A 22,018-nucleotide genomic window follows, 5' to 3' on the forward strand; every position below is an offset into this window, starting at 1 on the left:
AACGCTTACCTTTCGCAAGTCCTTGCAGGGCAAGGGGCTTCGTAATCTTGCCCTGATATTTAAGTGAGAACGCTTATAACAATGAGAACCCAGATGTCTGCTGAATTTATTATCAATGATGATATACAGGTCAATTTAGAAGAGAGTGAAATCCATCACTTTAAGACAGGTCGTACGTACCCAATAGGTTCTAACGAATCAGAGCTACTTAAGTTTTTTATCTCGAGACCCAATGAGGTGATCACGCGCCAAGTTCTTATTGAACAAGTGTGGGTGTCTAAAGGTATCTACGTTGAAGATGGCAGCCTAATGCAAACCATCTAGATTTGCCGAAAAGCGTTAGAAGATAAGAGGGGGATGATCATCGTCACTGAGCGCGGTAAAGGCTACCGATTTGCAGGACAAGTGACACAAGACAAAGAACGCGCGCTGCGTATAGTTCAATCGCAACCAATACAAGAAACGAAACAACCTGAAGACAACACAGCGCCAGAAAGATGACCAACCGAGACAACGGCCGCTACGAAAAAAACAAACAGTGTGTTAGCACTGGTTGCATTATTTGTAGTGGCTGCAGGTTTATCCCATTATCTGTTTTCTTATTTAGATAGAAATAGCCTAGGCGAAGATCTCGTGGGTCAATATTTTATCTCTTGTAAAATCGAATCCGACGAGTTCACTTTTAATGAGTTATTCAACGTGACGCTTTACGAATATAAGGGAAAAAAAATCATCATCGATAATTCAGGAAAATCTCTGAGCTTCCCAAGTGAATTTAAAGGAGTGACTTGTGAATAAAGAAAAACAGATCTTCGTTGCAATCGCCATAATCGGTATTATGGCCGGATGGATGACAACCTTTATTCCTCAAAGTTATCTTAAAGGGCATTATTTATCCAACACAGCCTCGGTGGTCAACCCACAAGAAAAAGTCATTTATAATCAAGCTGCCGTTAATATCGAGTTTAAGAAGAATAACAGCTATGAATTGTTATATGTCTCTACGAAAGAAGCTGGCTTTGCGTCGTCAGGTACTTACGTGGTAACCCAACACGACATTTCTTTAGACGAGACTCAACATGAACAAATCATACCAAATAGAGAGCTCACATTTTACGAAAAGGTGATGATCAGTGAAGGTGCAGTGCTTTCTTCAGATGCCATGGCTTATATCCCACTAAATAATGATGAATTATTATTGGTCACTCAGCGCGGAATGATTCACTTCTGTAAAAAAGTGATATGCGCCGACCTGCCCACTTACTCGAATGCAGATCCTGAATTGAACATTAACTAATCGTTTAACTATCAACTATTTCGGTCAGTAGCTGTACTTAAGCCAATACGTTAGGAGCTATGCATTTCCACATCAATTCAACTCTCGCTGAAGCCTACTTAACTTTCCATTCCCAGTAGGCATCAGTTCATAAATTAATCCGATATCATGTAAAAATACACACTTCTTTTTAGTTCTGCACGTTAGGCTCCAAAAGTCATAGATTTATAAATCCACACCTTTGTATACAACTCCTCACTATAAAGGTGATCCAAGTTATATTCTATTGAGATAGATAATTTGTTTATTAACATCTAAACAACAGTAGTTGTTCATGATTTACAACCACAATTAACATCAAAGAAAATGTTTGTCTTAGATCATATCAACCTCAACTATGCCTCGTGCCACAGTGCAGTTTTCTGTACATTCATTGTCATATTCTGAAACACTTTCTTATATTTTTTTAAACTTTGTGGAGATTTCTATGTTAGAGCTCTTGATCGGATTAGTGATTACTATCGCTGTTGGTTACTTTATTGTGAAAGGCTATAAAGCGGCAGGTGTATTACTGACAGCTGGCCTTGCCCTACTTCTTATTACTGGCCTTATAGGTCACACAGTCTTACCCGCTAAGGTCGCTTCAACAGGTAACATGGTTACCGACTCACTAGAATTCGTTAAGTACATGCTTCAGTACCGTGGAGGCGGCCTAGGCATGCAAATCATGCTTCTTTGTGGCTTTGCTTCTTACATGACGCATATCGGCGCAAACAATGTGGTAGTAAAACAATTCTCTAAACCGCTTGCTGCTATCAAATCTCCATACGTACTTCTTGTTGCGGCTTACATCGTAGCGTGTCTAATGTCTCTAGCAGTAAGTTCTGCAACAGGCCTTGGCGTGCTATTGATGGCGACCCTATTCCCAATGATGACGGCAATGGGTATTTCTCGTCCAGCAGCGGTGGCGGTTTGTGCATCACCTGCAGCAATCATTCTTTCACCAACGTCGGGTGATGTGGTTATCGCAGCAGAAAAATCAGGTATGTCTCTTGATGTGTTTGCTGTTCAAACGGTACTGCCTGTTTCTATCTGTGCGATCATCGTGATGGCGGGTGCGGCTTTCTTCTGGAACAAATACCTAGATAAGAAAGAAAACACGCCAATGGAAAAAGTAGACGTTTCAGAAATTGAAACGAATGCGCCGGCTTTTTATGCTGCTCTTCCATTCTTACCTATTTTTGGAGTATTTCTATTCAACGGTCGTACCATTCCGGGCCTTTCACTTGATATCTACACCATCGTAGTAGGTTCAATTTTCGTGGGCGCTGTTATCGATTACGTTGTGAAGAAGTTTGACGGCGAAAAAACACTAGAAGACCTAGATTCTTGCTACCAAGGTATGGCCGAAGCATTTAAAGGCGTAGTAATGCTGTTGGTTGCGGCGGGTGTATTTGCTCAGGGCCTAATGTCTATCGGTGCAATTGATAACCTAATCGGCCTTGCTGAATCAGCTGGCGCTGGCGGTATCGCATTAATGCTTATCCTGACTGGTCTAACAGTTGCTGCTGCTATCGCGACAGGTTCTGGTAACGCGCCATTCTATGCATTCGTAGAACTGGCTCCGTCACTTGCTGCGAAAATGGGCTTGAACCCTGCGTTCCTAATCATCCCAATGCTTCAAGCGTCTAACTTAGGCCGTACAATTTCTCCTGTTTCGGGTGTAATTGTAGCGACTTCTGGCATGGGTAAAATCAGCCCGTTTGAAGTCGTTAAACGTACTTCAGTACCAGTAATCTGTGGTCTTATCACGGTGATCTTCGGTACGCTTGTTCTAGTACCAATGGCAGCTTAATTGTCAGTAAAACAGACATGATTATTTGGATATAAAATGCCCTAATAAAAAGGCGCTGAACTTAGTAAGTTCAGCGCCTTTTTTAATGTCACTTTCTCACATCGTCAAAACTATCGAGACATGTATAAACAGTCAGGCTTGAAATAGTGTTATCTCAAAGGACCAAGCCCTACTTCATTTCACCATAGCGTTCTAGATACAGAACCGTTGCAGCGGTACGGGAAGGCACTTGCAGCTTTTTCAACAAGCTTTTCATATGTACCTTAACTGTCGATTCAGAAATAAACAGGTGATCGGCGATCTGCTTATTACGGTAACCTTTCGCGACTTCTTGAAGGATCTGCATTTCACGTTCAGTCAGTTGTTCGAAGATATCATTGCGGCTTCCAGCATCATTTAGGTAACGAGCAACCACACTGCTGTAAGCCTTGTCACCGCTGTGTGCTTGCTTAAGCAGTTCAATTAACTCATCGGGTTCAGTGTCTTTCAACAAGTAGCCATCAGCGCCTGCTTTTACAATCGCTTCAATGTCTGCAGGGCTATCAGAAACCGTTAGAATAACAATGTTTGCGCTAGAACCGTCAGTGCGAAGTGCTTTCAAGGTATCTAAACCAGACATGCCCTTCATATTGAGATCCAAAAGGATCAAATCAGGTTCTTCTTCATGAGCAAGAGCAACCGCTTCAGTGCCGTTACTTGCTTCTGCAATCACTTCGAATTCGTCTTCAAAGCTCAGTAATTGGCTTATACCTCTGCGCATCAATGGATGATCATCAACCAGCATTACTTTACAAATCGTCAACTTTAACTTCCTTCAAACTTTTATATTTCAATATGACTGTACAGCCTTCACCTTGCGCCGCTTCAATCGTCAAGTCGCCATTCAGTCTTGCCGCACGCTCCTGCATAATGCTCATCCCGTAGTGGTTCAACTTGGAACTACTTGAGTCAAAGCCATCTCCATTATCTTTTATCACGACTAATACTTCACCGTCCTCATCGATACAGCATACATCTATCAAGTCGGCATTGGCGTGTTTTATTGCATTTATTGTTGCTTCACGAATCAATTGAAGCAAGTGAACCTGACTATGCGCATCAAGCTCGATCGATGAGAGATTATTAGTGAGGTTAATCTTCGCATCGGTTCTCTCGCTGAGCGCCTCAAGCATGGTACTTAAGGCGTCTCCAAAGTTGCCCTCTTTAATGGTCAACCTAAATGTGGTGAGTAGCTCTCTTAACTGGGTATAAGCGTCGGCTAAGCCGTTTCCGATCTCAGACGCGATTTGTTCAGATTGCTCTCGGTGCTGTTGCTCTGGCAGTTTGCCAATCACACGCTTTAATAGTGTAACTTGAATTTTCAAGTACGACAGTGATTGAGCCAATGAATCGTGGAGTTCACGTGCAATCGTGGCACGCTCTTCCATGATAATAAGCTGTTCAGCTTTCTTTTGAGCACGATTGTAGTAGATCGCTCTCGATAGCAGTTGAATGAAGCTTTCGATCAGAGCTTTAGTTGAGTGCCCGTGGTGATATGAACAGTATAAATAGCCGAGAATAAGTTCGTTATCGTCGAGTTTCATCTCAAACTTTTCGTAGTCTAAATTCGAATCGTAACCTTCATCCATAATCAATGAACGGCCTGAGTTATCGACAATCTCGAGCCTCAGTGATCCAATCCCTTCCAAGCTCACGAGATGCTGCAAGATAGCTCGGAAGTTTTCAGGAGCAATACGCGTCACCGTGAGCTCTTGTGACGAGTTATAAAGTGCCTGCAGCGACTGGTTCGCATTTTGCAGCTCAATCGTCTTTGCATCTACCACATCTTCAAGGTTTCGATAAAGCACGCCTAAATCTTTGGCCATCGAGTTGAAGGTTTTGGTCAAAATGCCCATTTCGTTGTTACTGGTCACCTTGAGTTCTACCTCGAAGTCGCTGTTTTTGATTCTTTGGCTCGCACCGACAAGAGCATGTAGCGGTTTAACAACCTGTTTACGTACAAAGTGAACAACAAAAAGAGATATGACCAGAATCCCACCAAGGCCGATACCACCAGCCCACGCTAACTTTATTAACTTGTCTTCAGAGAACTCTTGCAGCTTATAAACGAAGCCATCGATTTCAGCTACGAAGTTTTCAACCAACACGAGATAGTGATCGCGCTCTTCGCTATTCAAGACCTGTTTTAGCTCATGCCAACGGCCGATAATTAAATAGTAATCTTCTGTGATGTCTGTCGGAACATTCCAACTGACCAAATTAGTCATGGATGGCGAGTAAAGAGAACTTTCGAATTCACGAATATGAGATTCATAATCGACAGATTCTATTTGAATATCATGGGCTAAACGGTAGCTTTGCATTCGCATTGAACCGGCCACGTTAACCGCTTCCGCATCATTCAAACTTGAAGCCAAAGTAAAGATGGCAAAGCCAGTCGTAGCAACCGACAACAGCAGTATAGAGAGCAAAGATTTTGCTATCGTACTTGTTACAGATGAAACCGGTTTTATAAGCAAAAGTGCCTTCCTATTGATAAATGACTTGCCAGCGATATCGTATTGTCACACATCAAAAATCATAGCTCCATTCAATATGTGATCACTCGCTCCGTAATTTATTGATCTAAGACAATATATGCCCCCAATTAGCCCTTAGGGGGTATTTATACAATTGTTTCTAAAACTACACTACTTGTGAGGACTCATTACAAGATATTAATAGAATAATGACCTACAATTACAACATCTTAGTAACATCTATAGGTATCTAGTGGTAGATCTATCAAAACGCCGTCTTTTTTCAAGACGAAAAGTTGACTCAAGCCAGATTCGTTTGCCTTGGATTGACAGCCTAGAAAGCTTTACAGATGACTGTACTCGCTGCGGTAAATGCATCGAGAGTTGTGAGACTAAGATAATCATTGTAGGCGATGGTGGTTTTCCCACTGTAGATTTCTCTATTGATGAGTGTACGTTCTGCTATCAATGTGCAGATGTTTGTCCCGAACCCATTTTTAAGCCAAAGCAAGGAGAGCCTTGGCAAGCAAAAGCACAAATCTCTGATAAGTGTTTAGCGCAACAAAATGTTGAATGCCGAAGCTGTGGTGACATGTGTGAACCTATGGCCATTCAATTTGAACTTAGAGCAGGCAGTGTTGCTCTACCAAAAATCGAGTTAGATGAGTGTAGCGGTTGTGGCGCCTGCGTAGCAATTTGCCCTACTTCGGCTATTCTTGTGAGTAATGCATAAAACAAAAATAACGAGAGCAATTTATGGCACTAAATGAAGTGCATATATCAAGTTTAGTCGTGCATGTGAGCCCTGAGCATCTAAATGAGATCAAAGCGGAGATCGATCAATTCGATAACGCTGAAATCTACGGAGATAGCCCTGAAGGCAAAATCATCGTGGTCCTAGAAACTGAAAACCAAGGTTTTGTAACGGACACCATCGAAGCAATAAACAACATTAAGAACGTTTTGGGGACAGCTTTGGTTTATCACCAAATCGAAACTGGACTCGACGAAACGGATTTAGAAACTGGAAGTAACAATTCTCAACTTGAGGGTGAAGTATGAAAATGACAAGACGTGCGTTTGTGAAAGCAAACGCAGCTGCATCAGCGGCAGCCGTTGCAGGTGTAACACTACCGGCAACAGCAACCAACCTGATCGCTAGCTCTGATCAAACAAAAATCACGTGGGATAAAGCGCCTTGTCGTTTTTGTGGTACGGGCTGTTCAGTACTAGTAGGTACTCAAAACGGTAAAGTGGTTGCGACTCAAGGCGATCCAGAAGCTCCTGTAAACAAAGGCCTTAACTGTATTAAAGGCTACTTCCTTTCAAAAATCATGTACGGCAAAGACCGTCTAGAACAACCTCTTCTTCGTATGAAAGATGGTGAGTTCCATAAAGATGGTGATTTCGCACCCGTATCTTGGGACAAAGCGTTCGACGTGATGGCTGAGAAATGGAAAGCTTCACTGAAGAAGAACGGTCCAACAGGTGTTGGTATGTTCGGTTCAGGCCAATGGACAGTAATGGAAGGCTACGCAGCCGTTAAGATGATGAAAGCGGGTTTCCGTTCAAACAACATAGATCCAAACGCTCGTCACTGTATGGCTTCTGCTGTAGTAGGCTTCATGCGCACTTTCGGTATTGATGAGCCAATGGGTTGTTACGATGACTTTGAACACGCAGACGCATTCGTACTGTGGGGTTCAAACATGGCAGAAATGCACCCAGTACTATGGACTCGTATTACAGACCGTCGTCTAAGCCACCCACACGTTAAAGTAAACGTACTGTCTACTTACTACCACCGTTCTTTCGAGCTTGCAGACACGGGTTACATCTTCAACCCTCAGTCTGACCTTGCGATCGCAAACTTCATCGCAAACTACATCATCCAAAACGATGCGGTTAACTGGGACTTCGTGAACAAGCACACGAACTTCAAGCAAGCAACGACAGACATCGGTTACGGTCTGCGTGACGATGATCCACTACAGAAAGCAGCCGCAAACCCTAACTCAGGCGAAATGACTGCTATCTCTTTCGAAGACTACAAAGCGTCTGTTGCTGAATACACAGTTGAGAAAGCGTCTGAAATGTCAGGTGTATCTCAAGAAGACCTTATCAAGCTGGCTAAGCAATATGCCGATCCAAACATCAAAGTAATGTCACTTTGGACTATGGGTATGAACCAACATACTCGTGGCGTATGGATGAACAGCCTTGTATACAACATCCACCTTCTTACAGGTAAGATTTCTACTCCAGGTAACAGCCCATTCTCACTAACTGGCCAACCGTCAGCGTGTGGTACAGCGCGTGAAGTTGGTACATTCGCTCACCGTTTACCTGCCGATATGGTGGTTGCTAACCCTAAACACCGTAAAATTGCAGAAGATATCTGGAAACTTCCAGAAGGCACCATTCCACCGGTACCCGGCGCTCACGCTGTTCTTCAAGACCGTATGTTGAAAGACGGTAAAATCAACGCTTACTGGGTAATGTGTAACAACAACATGCAAGCGGGTCCAAACATCAACACTGAACGTCTGCCAGGTTACCGTAACCCAGATAACTTCATTGTATGTTCTGACCCGTACCCAACGGCAACAGCTCAAGCGGCTGACCTCATCCTTCCAACAGCAATGTGGATTGAGAAAGAAGGCGCTTACGGTAACGCAGAGCGTCGTACACAAGCATGGTACCAACAAGTGAAAACTGTAGGTGAAGCTAAGTCTGACCTATGGCAAATCATGGAATTCTCTAAGCGCTTCACTATTGAAGAAGTTTGGGGTGAAGAACTGGTTGCGAAAATGCCTGAGTACCGTGGCAAAACCATGTACGACGTGCTTTACAAAAACGGCAACGTTGATGCATTCCCACTGTCTGAAGCTCAAGAGCTTAACGACGATGCACAAGCTCAAGGTTTCTACGTTCAAAAAGGTCTATTCGAAGAATACGCAGCCTTTGGTCGCGGCCACGGTCACGATTTAGCACCATACGATCGCTACCACCAAGTTCGTGGTCTACGTTGGCCTGTTGTTGACGGTAAAGAGACACTATGGCGCTTTAAAGAAGGTTCAGATCCATATGCTAAGAAAGGTTCTGATTGGGACTTCTACGGCAAACCAGATGGTAAAGCACTGATCATCAATGCACCATACGAAGCGCCACCTGAAGTACCAAACGATGAATACGATATGTGGCTATGTACAGGTCGTGTTCTTGAGCACTGGCACACAGGTACTATGACTCGTCGTGTACCAGAACTTTACAAAGCAGTACCGGATGCACTTTGTTACATCCACCCTGCTGATGCTAAAGCTCGTGGTCTTCGCCGTGGTGATGAAGTTCTTATCGAAAACAAACGTGGTGAAGTACGCGTTCGTGTTGAAACTCGTGGTCGTAACCGTCCACCACAAGGCTTGGTATTCGTACCATTCTTTGATGCAAGAATTCTGATCAACAAGTTGATCTTGGATGCAACGGATCCTCTGTCTAAACAGACGGATTACAAGAAGTGTCCAGTTAAGATCACTAAGGTCGCTTAAGGACAATATGTTCTTACCACTTAGCTCGTAGATCTGACGTTTTTAATATTGCGACTGCTTTTTTCGTTACTTTTTGAAAGAAGTAGTCCACTCAAAGAATTAGCCTTTAGGCGGAGAAATTAACCATGAAAAAACTGATTACTGCCCTACTATCAGCTGGTCTTTTGCTAGCTGGTGCAGTTCAAGCTGAAGCTGAACTGGATAACCCAGGCGGCATTGGTGGCGTAGAATCTCTACGTGGTGCAAGTGAACTTGAAGCAACTCGCGCAGCAGATGACTTCAAAAAGTTCCCTCGTGACCAAGTACTTGAGAGTGACTACGTATACCAACCACCTCTAGTGCCTCATACTATTCGTAGCTATGAAGTTTCTCTTAACGCTAACAAGTGTCTTTCTTGCCACAGCTGGAAAAACGCAAAAGAAATGGGTGCTACTAAAGTGAGTGTAACTCACTACATGAACCGTGAAGATGCGGTACTTGCAGACGTATCACCTCGTCGTTACTTCTGTCTACAGTGTCACGTACCTCAAGCTAATGCTAATCCACTAGTTGAGAACGAGTTCAAACCTGTAGATTCACTGCGTTAATCGTAGCCGGACTGTAAGAGAGGCTATATATGATAAAATTACTTAAAGCGTTTTGGAAAAGACTTGCGACACCAAGCAAAGCAGCCGTAGGCGTTGTTTTGTTCTTGGGTTTCTCGGGTGGTCTTTTGTTCTGGGGTGCATTCAACACGGGTATGGAGGCAACCAACACGGAAGAATTCTGTTCTGGCTGTCACGCACCTATCGTTGCTGAAATCCAAGAGACAATTCACTACTCTAACCGTTCTGGTGTTCGTGCTATCTGTTCAGACTGTCACGTTCCTCATGAATGGACAGATAAAATTGTTCGTAAGGTTCAAGCATCTAAAGAGCTATACGCACACTTTATTGCGAAAACCATCAATACTGAAGAAAAGTTCAAAGCACGTCGTGCTCACCTAGCGGAACGCGAATGGGCTCGATTGAAGAAGAACGATTCACTTGAGTGTCGTAACTGTCACCAGTTTGATTACATGGACTTCTCAGAGCAGAGCCCCCGTAGTGCGAAACAACACTCGACTGCGCTAGCTTCTGGTGAAAAAACGTGTGTAGACTGTCACAAAGGTATTGCACACAAACTACCAGACATGCACGGCGTTGAAGGCTGGCAATAAGGAGCGATTGAATGAGTACTTTAGAAAGCGTAATTTGGCACATCCTAGGTTACAGCGCTATGCCAGTTATCATTCTTGGTGGCTTTGCAGGTGTTGCAGCCGTATCTCTTTGGATTTTATCTCTGGGTAAAGACAAAGAAATCGATTAACAATCGAGATTCCATCAACTTCTACCAGATAATTCTGATATGAGTTGATACGAAAAAGCCACTGATTTCAGTGGCTTTTTTTATTGTCTGGTGCTTCGTATTTCGACTGTTAAGGTATTCCTACTGTTAAGTAAGAGGCAAAACGTTAAGCTTGGTTTTCCGAAGCTTCTGGATCGACGTTCTCTTTATCGACATCTTCCTTATCAAGAATCGGCAGCACCTGCTTTACGGAATCCCGACAACAATACTCTCATATCATAAAAACTGTAGACCCATTGTTTAAACGGAATAGCCAGATACTGCTTATATCGGATTAAATATAATGAGGTGCCAATAAAGAAGCCCACTCTGCGATAAAGTAAGATTTCAAAAATTTTACTTATGAACGGTAACCCTAAAGAATATTAATACGTCCAACACTTAAAATGGGGCGATTTTTACTTCGTAAATATTTCATTTGTATTTACATCAAGATAAATTTTGTTTTCAAGGGACAACCCACCACAATAAATAAAATATACATCTCGATTGCTGTACTTAACAGATTTCACCCATCCGCCTAATTCTTCAAAATCACTTGGGGCACACTCCCCCTCAGAGATCAGTTTAGCCACCGAATTACGGAATTTTTCTTGATGGATCTTGAGATCATCAGACTTAACCAAATAGGAATCCAATATCTCTTTGCTTTCTTTTTCCGAAATAATGACTTCATCATTCGATAAGCCTGACATAGAGACCCATTCCGCCGTCTGTGGGCCGCCATCTTTAAGGACAATATAGTCTGAGATACGAGCCCATTCTCCCTGTTTCTCGAGTACCTCCACCTTTTCCCCTTTGTAGAGGTAATCCGTTATCAAGCCATCAATTTCAGGTTGCTCGACCACTTCTAGCTTTCTCTCCAAAACGTAAAATTCCGTCTGCTCTGGTTCAGGCTGAAGATCCATGATGGGTACGAGGTCAGATTCAGATTGCTCGGTAGCTTCTAACGCCGGCTCTTCCGTTTTCTCTTGTGGGATTGGTGCTTTATTCATGACTAAGAAGTAGTATGCCGCTCCGCCCAATATCAACAACACAAGTAAAGCGATCAGCGCTTTTTTCATCAAATCCACCAGCTCTTCCGTTATAGGTATGTCTCAAGTGTACATCAACTCATGCTGCTGCTCATCTATACTCTCAGTAGAGCGCACGGTAAGTAGAGGAAAGTCATGAGTTTTTGGGGGAAAGTTATCATTGTAAGCGTAACTTTGAGTGCCAATGTCGCTCTAGCGAATCATTGTGACCGTGAAAACTGGCAAACACTGTTGGATCGTCAGCTCTCTTTTGAAGGTCGCTATAGTCAGTACACCAAAGAGTTCAACCAAGTTCTTTCAACCTATGAGTCACAGACATTGTTATCTAAACACTTTAATGAAAAGCAGATCATTGAGCTTTGGGCAAAGTACGAAGAAAGGTTTAATGTGCAGCTCAATAGTCATATGAATACCGCGTATGACGTCTCCGAGGTTTTGCTACAACAGGCGTATTTTGTGTCTAGTGAACTTGAAGGCGCTGACTCTCTAGCGTATTCATGGCAAGCCGTCGCCAAACACTGCACCAAAGCAAAACTCCCACGCCAGGCAGAAAGCGCGCAGGTGCACGTCCAAAGCTCACAATCACTCTCCCAAGATCTCCATACACTCAGTGAAAAATTCCGTCAGCTGTCTTCAAAATACCGCAGAGAAGCGACGATGATTGACGAAGCCCGCCACATAAACCAACCAGCAAACGGTGCATCAAACTGAAATCACCATTAGATTCTCTCACTCGTTCGACTGGACTTTTCCGATAAATATGCTCAATCCCATTCATAATATTCTAAGAACTCGTTAATCAAAGCTTTATCAATAGGTTGTGAAAGTAATGTGCTATCTATCAACAATGAGGTTCAATTTCCGACCAATGCAAGCGAGTATGTGAGATATTCATCACAAAATAGATTTACAAACGCCAGAAAATTGTTATCATGAATCTTCATATAACTTAATAACAAGAAACATTTTGGCTAGGTAATATGCAAAAGACTATGGCTTTCAACTGCTTGAGTAACACGGAATGGACTGCAGAGATAAGAGGTAAACTTTTATCTGTAGCTAAACACATGGAAGAGTTCGGTTCAGTAAGTGAGCTAGAGCTATGTAAGATATTTGGAGAGACAATTTGGAATGACGGCGTGGATTATCATTCACATGCTTTTTCATTCAGAATTAATGCACAAACTGGGGATTGTTCAATCTCTAACTTTAAGTATCACTAAGTTTTGCACCTATCATATACGGAGTACCTTTCACGAGGTGCTCCGTTTTTTATTGCCTGAAGCCTGACACTTAATGGATGATTTTTGATATTGACCGCGCTTCTACTTCAGGAGTAAACCATTTCGTTTTCAGCTTATTCTGCCTTCGTGTTACTGCTCAGAGTTTGGCTTAATCGGTATAAATTGGCAGTGGTGCATTGCCTTTTACTTGTCTTATCGCAAGGTGGGTATGAATATCTTTCACGTTAGAGAGCCTTTGAAGTTTTCTTGTAAATGCCTCGTAGGCCATCAAGTTCGGGCTAACCACTTCTAGCAAATAGTCATAAGCCCCAGATACAACGTGGCAACTGATCACCTCTTCCATCTCTACAACAGCCGCCTCAAACTTATCTATCGACACTTCTTGGTGGTTGTTTAGGCTCACCTCAACAAACACACTCATTGCGATGCCGACTTGTTCTCGTGACAAGCTCACACGATAACCGTCAATAATGCCCTTTTCTTCTAGCCTTTTGACTCGTCTTGCACAAGGCGAAGGTGATAAACCCACTTCATCAGCAAGTTCAGCCGTGGTTAACCTGCCATCTTTTTGTAGCAGTTCGAGAAGATGCCTATCAATTCTATCCATAGTAAATGCCAAACATTAGTTAAATCCGTTAATTATTTGGTGAATATTAGCAGAAATCATCAACGATAGTTCAATTTTAGCCAAAACTTGCCAACCTGTGGCACACCAACTGTTCCATAATGAGTCATCACCCACTCTCCTTCTATATTATGAATCTTGGCTACTTATCTATTACTGTCACCCTACTCATTTGGGCGAGCTTTTTTCTTTCTCTTAAAGGCGGCGCAAATTCAGATTTAACACCTGCCGATATCGCTCTCACAAGATTTCTCATACCGGCTTTGGTGTTATTGCCTTTGATGTGGAAAGCACGCAGCGCAATTGCCGTCGTCCCTAAACGGTATCTAACGGGTATGTTCGTAGGTAGCGGATTACCTTATCTGCTTGTTGCCGGAACGGCCATGCAGTTTGTTCCGGTATCTCATGGCAGTGCTCTTGTTCCGGGCACGCTTCCTCTGTTCGTTACAGGAATTGCGGTACTCTTTTTTAAGCAGCCACTCAGCCGACATCGTGTTGTTGGTTTAGGTTTGGTTTTGCTCGGCATACTGTTGTTTTTAGGGAGTAGCTTAAGCAGCTTCAACTTCGAATACACCAAAGGTCATTTGTTGTTTTTATGCGGAAGCTTAATGTGGGCGATGTTCACCATCTCAGCCCGTGTCGCTAATCTTAATGCGTTAGTCAGTGCCGGTTTTATTTCTCTCTGTTCTACTTTGCTTTTACTCGTCCTAATCCTGACTGGAACCCTCCCAAGCCACCTAATGGACACACCAATCGCTAATTGGCCCTTCACGGAGCTTGCCGTTCATTCAACAGTGCAAGGCGTTGGGGCGGGTTTAATCGCTGCGTTCACTTACCTTTATGCGGTTAATACCTTAGGGGCTGAACGCTCTGCCGCTTTTGGCAGTGCAACACCCGCAGTGGCGACCTTGTTGGCGATCCCACTATTCAACGAGATTCCTGATGCGATGACTTGGCTCGCCCTTGGTTCTATTTGCATCGGCAGTTTGGTCGCGAGCAACATATTCATGAGAAACGACCAGTCGATGCAGTACCAACCGCCAAGCCATAGCAAAGCCTGATACTGCGTTCAAACCTAAATACAGTTCCCCTAAGCATCGATTTTAGGGCTTGTAGTACACAGATAAGCCTGCCAACGCAGGCTTATCTAAAATCTGCTTTTTCTAAACTCGCTTCTCCATTAAACTGTCCGACCTTTTTGCAGATCCAAGAGAACACCATGCAACGCGACTACACCTTAAATTGCTTAATCACCATGCCTCGCCATGAACTAGAAGAATTTAGTTTAAGAATGATTCATCGCCTTGTACCTGAAGATGCAATGACGGAATTGTTTACGTTCGAGCAAGAAGAAGTCACCAGCGAAGAACGCATGCAATCAGCGAAATTTGACGCAATGCTTCGAATGACAGCTATCGCGCTTGGTGAAGTAAACCTAGCCTTCTCAGAGTCGGATAACTCGCAACAGAACATCGAGCGAATGACTCGCCTACTGCTTTGGCACTTCTACTCAATTTCTTTCAACCTTGAAGAAGCAATCGCAATCGAAGTGCACTGTGAGAAAGTAGAAAAGATCTTAAAGAACGCACCTAAAGATGCGTTTGGCTGGGTTAAAGAATTAACTGAGCTACTTCACTTCTACGCGAAAGTGAACGAAGGCAACGAAGACAGTAAAGACGCTTAACGTTAGTTCTACGTAAGTATACATCGAGCTAAACGAAGGCAGACAGAGCTATACCGAAGGCAAATAAAAGCTTTGCTGAAAGGAGTTCTCTGCCTTTGTTGTTTCTAGCACGCTGTGATGTAACATCAGTATCGACTGCGCGATCTTGGTTCCTATTCCCAAAGAACCATTCGGCGCTTCCAGTTCAACCTCATTATGAATCACCACCTTCACCCGTTTGGAATCCGCTTCAAAACCAACATCTAACGACACCACAGTGCCACTTGGGCTATGCCTCAATGCATTATCTAACAGATTCAAAATCAACCTCTCAAGCAGATCACTGTCACCCACAGCCTTGATTCCAATAGGCATATTAATGTTCAACTCAACATTTTTATGGCGATATTTGCTTTGTATCGTTTCTAAGCATTCGCTCATCAGCCCATTGAAATCGATTGAAGCGTATTGATATGTGGGTACCGGGTTATCATTCTTGGCGCTATCTAACAGCGAATGGAGCTGTTCAGATAACTTGTTGCCATTGCGATATGCCACATCTATGAGTGGATCCGAATGTGGGTTTTGAATCCTCCACGTTTCTAGATACCCCAATACACTCGACAATGGCGTTTTCAAATCATGACTGAGCTGTAATAAGCTTTGTCTTCGATGTGACGACTGATATTCAAGTTGCAAAAATTGCTGTTGAATGTGCTTCGCCATCAACTGATACGAGCGTGCAATCGGCACCAATTCTGGTACTTGATGAATGAAGTTCGGGTCCAATCGAAAATCTTGCTCTGCTTGTTGTTGCAGCTTGTTGGTTACTGCTTCTATTGGGTTTAACAGGCTACGTTTAACCAATAGATAAGCCCCAACTGCAAAACCCAAGATAGAGATCAGCATAAGTCCTGCTAGCGCCATATAAGGTGTGTCGACTTGCGAATTAGCAATCACGGTATGGCGATTACTGCCAATCAACACATACAGATACCCAACTGTTGAACCCAACTCTTCAATCGCAGCAACGGAAAACACCTTACGAGAATCAGGATTGATAGGGTCTTCGCCAAGAATCGGATAAGGCTCGTCATTTAAAAATTGTCTAATGGGTGCTAAGTCTATCTGGCTTGCCAACACAGTGCCTTCTGGCGCAGCATGCGTCGTGATATTTCCTTGGCTGTAGAGAAAATAAATGTCGAAATCGGGACCAATCAACATCAAGGTATGAAATATGGATTTAAGGGCTTTGGGGTTGTAGTCAGTCCCTATCATCAGAGGGTTATCATCGCGCATATGAACCGCGAGCTCTTTGTGTAAGCTCTGCTTAGTTCTTTGTTCTATGGTCTCTTTTTGCCAATTATAGGTATAAGCAATCACCACACTCACGAGCAGAAACCACAAACTGGTGAACAACACTAAACGCGATTTGAAACTCATGTTCTCTCCTCGATGGCTCTTAGGTGTTACTGGTCTTTTAGTAAACTTCGGACGCGACACATAGGCCTAAGCTTTCGACTCAAACTTATAACCAACACCCCAAACGGTTTTAATGAAATCATCATCACTATTCGGCATCGCAAGCTTGGTTCTTAGACGGTTGACTGTGCTACACACGGTATGATGATAGCCAGAGTGATGAGTATTCCAAACATGATCGAGCAGCTCGTCTTTGCTATACACACGCCCCGGGCGGGTTGCTAAGAAATGAAGTAAGGTAAACTCGGTAGCTGTCAGCGGTACGTCTTGGTTATTGAGTGACACCTGATGGCGTTCAGGTTGAATAGTGAGCACACCAAAATTCATAATCGATTCTGCTGTCACAACCTCTTGAGTCGCTGATTCGACATGGCTTAAACGGCGAAGCACGTTCCTCACTCTTGCTTGAAACTCGAGAACGCTGAAAGGTTTCGTTATGTAGTCATCAACACCGGCTTCTAAGCCTGACACCTTATCTAACTCAGCGTCTCTTGCGGTTAGCATGAGTACTGGCGTCCAATCCTCTTGCTGACGCAACATTCGACAGAAATCGAGTCCGTCACCGTCTGGTAAGCCACGATCCAGTACGATCAAATCGAAATGACCCTCTTTATAGAGCGCCTGAGCCTTTTCAATCACATTAGCTCTGATTACGTTATGCCCTTGGAACTTAAGATGCATCTGCACCAGTTCAGCCAAGTCATCATCGTCTTCAACCAACAATATGTTTGCCATCAAATTTACCGCAGCACTATTCATGATCCCTGCTCTATTCTGAGTCCGCCCACCTTTCAATTGACCGGAACAGAGCAGGAATTCTTTCATCGTGCTTTCAACCTGTTACTGAGTTCGAGTAATGGTGATTCTTGCACCGGGGTTAAGGAAACGATGATTTGCACTTAAAGTAGAAGTCGTAAGGCCATCATCTTGGCTGATTACGCCAGAGTGAAAACTCACTATATCGGTGTCGTCTCGTGTGGTATTAAAACCTTCACCACCGCCTGCTGGTCCCGGAATGGTTGCAGCAAGCTCATCGTTCAGCTCAGTTCCCGAATCCCAAACATTCATGTTCATGGTAAAGGTATCACCCACCGCTAATGACTTGAGCGATAATCCGGATTCGCCGACAAACGCATCATTGGTGTTCACCAACATGGAAGCAACTGAGATATACCCTTCTTGATTTGGGTCGACACGAATCGACACCGTGTCTTGCTCACCTGAAAGAATCAGTCCATTGCCTGAGATGCCTTGATAAACATTGGCGTCACTGTCACTGAGCGCAAGCAATTGTGCATTACTACCCCCTTCCGCCAAGTATTCCAGATCGACAGAGGCACTTTGCCCAACTTCAAACAGATCAAAATTCGTATTGTGAGTCAACACCGCGAGTGGTGACATTGGTTGATTGGGGGTGAGGTTAGTAACACTCACATCATAGCGATAGTAATCGTCGTCATCGTCCGGACAACCCGCTAACACAGCTACTGATGCAGCGATAAATAGAATTCTAGCTTTCATACACCCCCCTTACTTCACAACAATGGTGATAGTTGCAACAGGGTTTAACCATCGATGGCTACTGCTATCGAGGTCACTGATGCCGCCCGCCGCATCACCATCACCAATGTTACCTGGATGAATATGAACCTTAGCGTTTGATACTGCCGTTTCTACACCTGTGCCACCAGCGCCAAAGGTAATGAATGGAGGGTTCGGCATACTGCCCGCCAGCTCATCATTGGCTTCTGTGCCTGCGTCATAACCATTTAGAGTCGCTTTGTAGGTGCCCGCTTGAGTTGGGATCTTCCAGCTATCTAGACCAACAAAGCCGTCGTTTGTCGGCAGCAACATTGCACCCAATGATAGGTACTCTAAATCACCAGTACTGATATCAAACGTAGTTGCGACGCCTGGATTGAGGATGCCGGCCGCTGAGTTCTCAACCACCACGCCTCCCGCGTTGGCAATGACACCAGATAAACCTGAAATATCGCCACCTTCGGCCATGGACTCTAGTTCCGAAGAAGCCGTTTCACCCGTTCTAAACATGAACAAGCTTGAGTCATGAGCCGCCGCTAAGATAGGCGTAAAGTAGATCCCTTTCGTTGCATTAGTGACAGTGACTTCAAGCTCAGCAGCCTGAACTTGAGCCGCTCCGAAGGCCAACATAGCCGAGCTGATCACTAAGCTTATTTGAGTACGTTTATTCATTTTGATTCCATCCTTTATCGAGTCCTATCGTTGCCAACAAAACGAATAACAGCGATATACCGTTACCTTTGCCAGAACGAACTGTGGTGTTGTTGACTCTAAGAATGACGATCAAATCTATCAGCAACTTCATTGAATTCTCATAAAACTCTCACAAGTTTATCCAAACTTATTACTGCAAATAAAAATAGCGATAAAGTACTAATATTTAATCGAAAAATATCAATTTATCATTTACGTCAGAAGGGATAGAAAAGAAGATAAAGAATAGAAATGGAACGAATAAAACGCAAAAAGGCCGAATCGATTTAACGATTCGGCCTTTATTCTAGCGTACTGTTGTTACTCTTTCCTAAGCCGTATTTGGCCTTTCAATCGAGCTAACAACACAACATCAAATTAGAACGCGTAGTTTGCGTCAATCAGTTCGCTAACTTCCACTTTGCTTACTTCAGCACGAGCTTCAAGCCATTGAGCAACTTGCAGTTGTTCTGCTTCTGTTACTGAACGGTAGCGCTCAATTGAGCATAAGAAACCTTCAAACAGCTCAAGGCCGCCGCCACCAAAGCACAGACCGATGCTGTCGATGAAATCAATGAACTCATCAATGAACACATCGTATTGATCAAAATCAGTAATCGATGTCTTGCAGCTTACTTCAAAACCCAGAATCGCGAATTCACCTAGGTATAGCTTTTTGCGTAGGCGACGATTTTTGTTTTCGATTTTATCTAATTTCATAACTGCCTCTCTTTTCGTTTGATAAAGCATTTATACACAGTTCCACATCAATCCCCAAGAGTTTTGTATTACACAAGGGTGTTAATGGCAAAAATCGTGCTACAGAAACAAAACCTTAATCAAATCTATAAAAATCTGTCACTTAACTGCTTCACGATTAGTCACACATTGACCCAACTTATTAACCAATTAGTTAGTAGGTGGGTAAGTCATGAATAACGAATAATAAAATCAGCCAATAGGAAGCAGTAAAGATGAGCAAGGAAACATTTGATAGCACTCGTTTTAATAAGAGCAAAAACAAACCCTTCGAAGAAGTTTTAGATGCGAACCTTTCAAGAAGAAATGTTCTCAAAGGCGGTTTAGGCATCAGTGCAATGACGGCGTTTGGTGCTTTTGGTTTAGCAGGCCACAGCACAGCGCACGCGGCGACAGCATCATCTAGCGCACCGCAAAAAAGCACTGCTACACTTGCATTCGAATCGGTTAAAGGCTCACTGACAGACAGTGTCGTTGTGCCAAAAGGCTATACAGCACAAGTATTGGTTCCTTGGGGTACTCCACTTAACAAGCAAGGCAATGCTTGGTTAAAAGATGGAACCAACAACGCACAAGATCAAGCAAACTCACTGGGCATGCACCACGACGGCATGCACTTCTTCCCGCTTAATGGCAACAGCAACGACGGTTTGTTGGTGATTAATCACGAATACATCGACCAAAAAGCACTGCACGCTAATGGTCCTACATACGATGAAGGCAACCGCCCTAGCCTTGATGAAGTACGTAAAGAGATCAACGCACACGGCGTGAGTGTGGTTCGTGTAAAACTTGAAGGCAACCAATGGGTGATGGTCGATAACGATCCACTTAACCGCCGCTACACAGGCGCGACCGTAATGGATCTGTCTGGTCCTGTTGCTCACAGTGAATTTACCAAAACCAAGTTCTCACAAGACGGCAGCCAAGCTCGTGGCACGTTGAACAACTGTGGTAATGGCTACACACCATGGGGCACTTACCTAACGTGTGAAGAAAACTGGCCGGGTTATTTCGTTAACAAAGGCGAGACAACACCAGCGCAAGAACGTATTGGTATCGCTACTGACAAAACACGTTACGGTTGGGACACGCTTTCAGGTAACAAACAAGAACGCCTAGACGAATTTGCTCGCTTTGACGTAACACCAACAGGTGAGTCAGCAATGGACGATTACCGTAACGAAGCACACGGTCACGGCTACATTGTTGAAATAGACCCATACACAGCAAACTCTCGCGCTAAGAAACGTTCTGCACTGGGTTGTTTCCGTCACGAAGGCTGTACGTTTGGTAAGTTGACCGAAGGCGAGCCAATCGTATTCTACTCTGGTCACGATTCTCGCTTTGAATACCTATACAAATTTGTTTCTGAAGAGAAATGGGACCCGCGTGACGCAGAACCGAGTAATCGCCTAAGTGCGGGTGACAAGTACATGGATAAAGGCACGCTGTATGTGGCTAAGTTCAACGATGACGGTTCAGGTACGTGGCTACCACTAACGTTGGGCAGCAAGACTACAAACGGCGGCAAGCTAGGTGATTCATTTGACTCTCAAGCAGCGCTTATCATCAATACAGCGGGCGCTGCCGACCTTGTTGGTGCAACGCCAATGGATCGCCCTGAATGGTGCTCTGTTGACCCAATGACGGGTACGGCTTACCTAACGCTGACTAATAACAACAAGCGTAAAGAAGCGAACTCTGCGAACCCTCGCGTAGACAACAAGTTCGGTCATGTTATCCGTTGGGATGAAGGCAAAACGGCAGGCGAGTTCGATTGGGATATCTTCGTATTTGGTTCACCAGCAGTGGAAGACAAGTCTATTAACCGCTCTGGTCTAACAGACATGAACCAATTCGCGAGCCCTGACGGCTTAGCGTTTGATGCTCGTGGCATCTTGTGGATTCAGACAGATAACGGCGCAGACGAAGTCACTGGCTACACCAATGACCAAATGCTGGCAGTGGTTCCATCTCAGTTAACGGATGACAACGGCAACAGTGCGGTGATTGATGCAAACAACCAAGCACAGCTTAAACGCTTCTTTGTGGGTCCAAACGGTTGTGAAGTGACTGGCTTTACCATCAGCCCAGATTTCAAATCACTGTTTGTGAACATTCAACACCCGGCAAACTGGCCATCGTCTGAAGATGCAACAGCACAAACTCAAGGCAATGTTCGTCCAAGAGCATCTACGGTTGTGATTCGTCGTGAAGACGGCGGTGAAATCGCGGTTTAATACGCAAATCTAGCTAAGATCAGAAACATTTCTGTTATCTAGTTTCTGTTCGCTAGCTCAGTAAAATCAAAAAGAGCGATAAGGCCAAATGCCCTATTGCTCTTTTTATATTCTATGCATTCTTCGGTTTAAGTAAGGAACCAAGCCTT

At 43.9% G+C, this 22,018-nt stretch carries 23 protein-coding genes and 1 pseudogene; 14 read left to right on the plus strand and 10 right to left on the minus strand.

The features are described 5' to 3' along the window. The first annotated feature begins 93 nt into the window (after positions 1-93). The 3 genes and pseudogenes from AB6E51_RS16735 to dcuC all read left to right on the plus strand — a co-directional run bounded on the left by AB6E51_RS16735 (position 94) and on the right by dcuC (position 3,131). Positions 94-798 (plus strand): annotated as a pseudogene (locus AB6E51_RS16735) (transcriptional regulator). Continuing rightward, a complete protein-coding gene (locus AB6E51_RS16740; RefSeq protein ID WP_010430060.1) occupies positions 791-1,297 on the plus strand; it encodes a hypothetical protein in 507 nt (168 codons plus the stop codon). The pseudogene AB6E51_RS16735 and the gene AB6E51_RS16740 overlap by 8 nt, the downstream one beginning before the upstream one ends. A gap of 466 nt (positions 1,298-1,763) precedes the next feature. Further along, positions 1,764-3,131 carry an anaerobic C4-dicarboxylate transporter DcuC gene (dcuC, locus tag AB6E51_RS16745; protein ID WP_016788598.1) on the plus strand — a complete coding sequence of 456 codons (1,368 nt, stop codon included), beginning with the start codon at positions 1,764-1,766 and terminating at the stop codon, positions 3,129-3,131. 169 nt (positions 3,132-3,300) lie between these two features. Here dcuC and AB6E51_RS16750 read toward each other — a convergent pair whose 3' ends face one another. After that, entirely contained in the window at positions 3,301-3,933 is a 633-nt protein-coding gene (locus AB6E51_RS16750; RefSeq protein ID WP_017062609.1) for a response regulator, read from the minus strand. Beyond that, positions 3,920-5,650 carry a nitrate/nitrite two-component system sensor histidine kinase NarQ gene (gene narQ, locus AB6E51_RS16755; protein ID WP_372058966.1) on the minus strand — a complete coding sequence of 577 codons (1,731 nt, stop codon included), beginning with the start codon at positions 5,648-5,650 and terminating at the stop codon, positions 3,920-3,922. The genes AB6E51_RS16750 and narQ overlap by 14 nt, the downstream gene beginning before the upstream one ends. A 253-nt stretch (positions 5,651-5,903) precedes the next feature. Here narQ and napF point away from each other — a divergent pair, with 253 nt between their 5' ends. The 6 genes from napF (at position 5,904) to AB6E51_RS16785 (ending at position 10,545) form a co-directional block, all read left to right on the plus strand. Beyond that, on the plus strand, positions 5,904-6,383 hold the full coding sequence (gene napF / locus AB6E51_RS16760) for a ferredoxin-type protein NapF (RefSeq protein WP_017062611.1): 480 nt from the start codon (positions 5,904-5,906) through the stop codon (positions 6,381-6,383). 23 nt (positions 6,384-6,406) lie between these two features. Next, positions 6,407-6,712, plus strand: coding sequence for a chaperone NapD (locus AB6E51_RS16765; RefSeq protein WP_017062612.1), 306 nt, complete (start codon positions 6,407-6,409; stop codon positions 6,710-6,712). After that, the gene (napA, locus tag AB6E51_RS16770) at positions 6,709-9,198 is read left to right on the plus strand and encodes a periplasmic nitrate reductase subunit alpha (RefSeq protein ID WP_017062613.1); all 2,490 of its coding nucleotides are present in this window, start codon (positions 6,709-6,711) and stop codon (positions 9,196-9,198) included. Before AB6E51_RS16765 ends, napA begins: the two co-directional genes overlap by 4 nt. 125 nt (positions 9,199-9,323) lie before the next feature. Further along, entirely contained in the window at positions 9,324-9,785 is a 462-nt protein-coding gene (locus tag AB6E51_RS16775) for a nitrate reductase cytochrome c-type subunit (protein ID WP_102428554.1), read from the plus strand. 29 nt (positions 9,786-9,814) lie between these two features. Next, complete coding sequence (locus tag AB6E51_RS16780) at positions 9,815-10,396, plus strand: NapC/NirT family cytochrome c (protein ID WP_009845456.1); 582 nt, start codon at positions 9,815-9,817, stop codon at positions 10,394-10,396. A gap of 11 nt (positions 10,397-10,407) precedes the next feature. Continuing rightward, complete coding sequence (locus tag AB6E51_RS16785) at positions 10,408-10,545, plus strand: TIGR02808 family protein (RefSeq protein ID WP_372058967.1); 138 nt, start codon at positions 10,408-10,410, stop codon at positions 10,543-10,545. 437 nt (positions 10,546-10,982) lie between these two features. Here the strand turns inward: AB6E51_RS16785 and AB6E51_RS16790 are convergent, their stop codons facing one another. Continuing rightward, complete coding sequence (locus tag AB6E51_RS16790) at positions 10,983-11,657, minus strand: SH3 domain-containing protein (RefSeq protein WP_372058969.1); 675 nt, start codon at positions 11,655-11,657, stop codon at positions 10,983-10,985. Between the two features lie 96 nt (positions 11,658-11,753). Between AB6E51_RS16790 and AB6E51_RS16795 the strand changes: the two genes are divergently transcribed. Both AB6E51_RS16795 and AB6E51_RS16800 read left to right on the plus strand, forming a co-directional pair. Further along, on the plus strand, positions 11,754-12,329 hold the full coding sequence (locus AB6E51_RS16795) for a hypothetical protein (RefSeq protein WP_102428556.1): 576 nt from the start codon (positions 11,754-11,756) through the stop codon (positions 12,327-12,329). A 269-nt stretch (positions 12,330-12,598) separates the two neighbouring features. After that, complete coding sequence (locus AB6E51_RS16800) at positions 12,599-12,841, plus strand: hypothetical protein (RefSeq protein WP_017062621.1); 243 nt, start codon at positions 12,599-12,601, stop codon at positions 12,839-12,841. A gap of 169 nt (positions 12,842-13,010) precedes the next feature. Here the strand turns inward: AB6E51_RS16800 and AB6E51_RS16805 are convergent, their stop codons facing one another. Continuing rightward, positions 13,011-13,469: an Lrp/AsnC family transcriptional regulator gene (locus AB6E51_RS16805; RefSeq protein WP_017062622.1), complete on the minus strand. Its 459-nt coding sequence runs from the start codon at positions 13,467-13,469 to the stop codon at positions 13,011-13,013. Positions 13,470-13,618: 149 nt separating this feature from the next. Between AB6E51_RS16805 and AB6E51_RS16810 the strand changes: the two genes are divergently transcribed. Both AB6E51_RS16810 and AB6E51_RS16815 read left to right on the plus strand, forming a co-directional pair. After that, a complete protein-coding gene (locus AB6E51_RS16810; protein WP_017064490.1) occupies positions 13,619-14,548 on the plus strand; it encodes a DMT family transporter in 930 nt (309 codons plus the stop codon). A gap of 158 nt (positions 14,549-14,706) precedes the next feature. Beyond that, positions 14,707-15,171, plus strand: coding sequence for a hypothetical protein (locus AB6E51_RS16815; protein ID WP_017062624.1), 465 nt, complete (start codon positions 14,707-14,709; stop codon positions 15,169-15,171). Positions 15,172-15,219: 48 nt separating this feature from the next. Here AB6E51_RS16815 and AB6E51_RS16820 read toward each other — a convergent pair whose 3' ends face one another. The 6 genes from AB6E51_RS16820 to AB6E51_RS16845 form a co-directional block, all read right to left on the minus strand. After that, on the minus strand, positions 15,220-16,593 hold the full coding sequence (locus AB6E51_RS16820; RefSeq protein ID WP_372140011.1) for a sensor histidine kinase: 1,374 nt from the start codon (positions 16,591-16,593) through the stop codon (positions 15,220-15,222). A 66-nt stretch (positions 16,594-16,659) separates the two neighbouring features. Then, positions 16,660-17,391 carry a response regulator transcription factor gene (locus tag AB6E51_RS16825; RefSeq protein ID WP_017067448.1) on the minus strand — a complete coding sequence of 244 codons (732 nt, stop codon included), beginning with the start codon at positions 17,389-17,391 and terminating at the stop codon, positions 16,660-16,662. Between the two features lie 81 nt (positions 17,392-17,472). Continuing rightward, a complete protein-coding gene (locus AB6E51_RS16830) occupies positions 17,473-18,153 on the minus strand; it encodes a spondin domain-containing protein (protein WP_017072230.1) in 681 nt (226 codons plus the stop codon). Positions 18,154-18,162: 9 nt separating this feature from the next. Continuing rightward, complete coding sequence (locus tag AB6E51_RS16835; protein WP_372058971.1) at positions 18,163-18,846, minus strand: spondin domain-containing protein; 684 nt, start codon at positions 18,844-18,846, stop codon at positions 18,163-18,165. After that, positions 18,839-18,979: a hypothetical protein gene (locus tag AB6E51_RS16840; protein ID WP_017067451.1), complete on the minus strand. Its 141-nt coding sequence runs from the start codon at positions 18,977-18,979 to the stop codon at positions 18,839-18,841. Before AB6E51_RS16840 ends, AB6E51_RS16835 begins: the two co-directional genes overlap by 8 nt. A 266-nt stretch (positions 18,980-19,245) precedes the next feature. Further along, entirely contained in the window at positions 19,246-19,587 is a 342-nt protein-coding gene (locus AB6E51_RS16845; protein WP_017062629.1) for a YggL family protein, read from the minus strand. Between the two features lie 254 nt (positions 19,588-19,841). Between AB6E51_RS16845 and AB6E51_RS16850 the strand changes: the two genes are divergently transcribed. Then, complete coding sequence (locus tag AB6E51_RS16850; protein WP_017067452.1) at positions 19,842-21,869, plus strand: PhoX family phosphatase; 2,028 nt, start codon at positions 19,842-19,844, stop codon at positions 21,867-21,869. Positions 21,870-22,018: the final 149 nt, after the last annotated feature.

Origin of the sequence: Vibrio sp. 10N.247.311.47 (genome assembly GCF_041467535.1) — a bacterium.
Lineage (GTDB): Bacteria > Pseudomonadota > Gammaproteobacteria > Enterobacterales > Vibrionaceae > Vibrio > Vibrio crassostreae_C.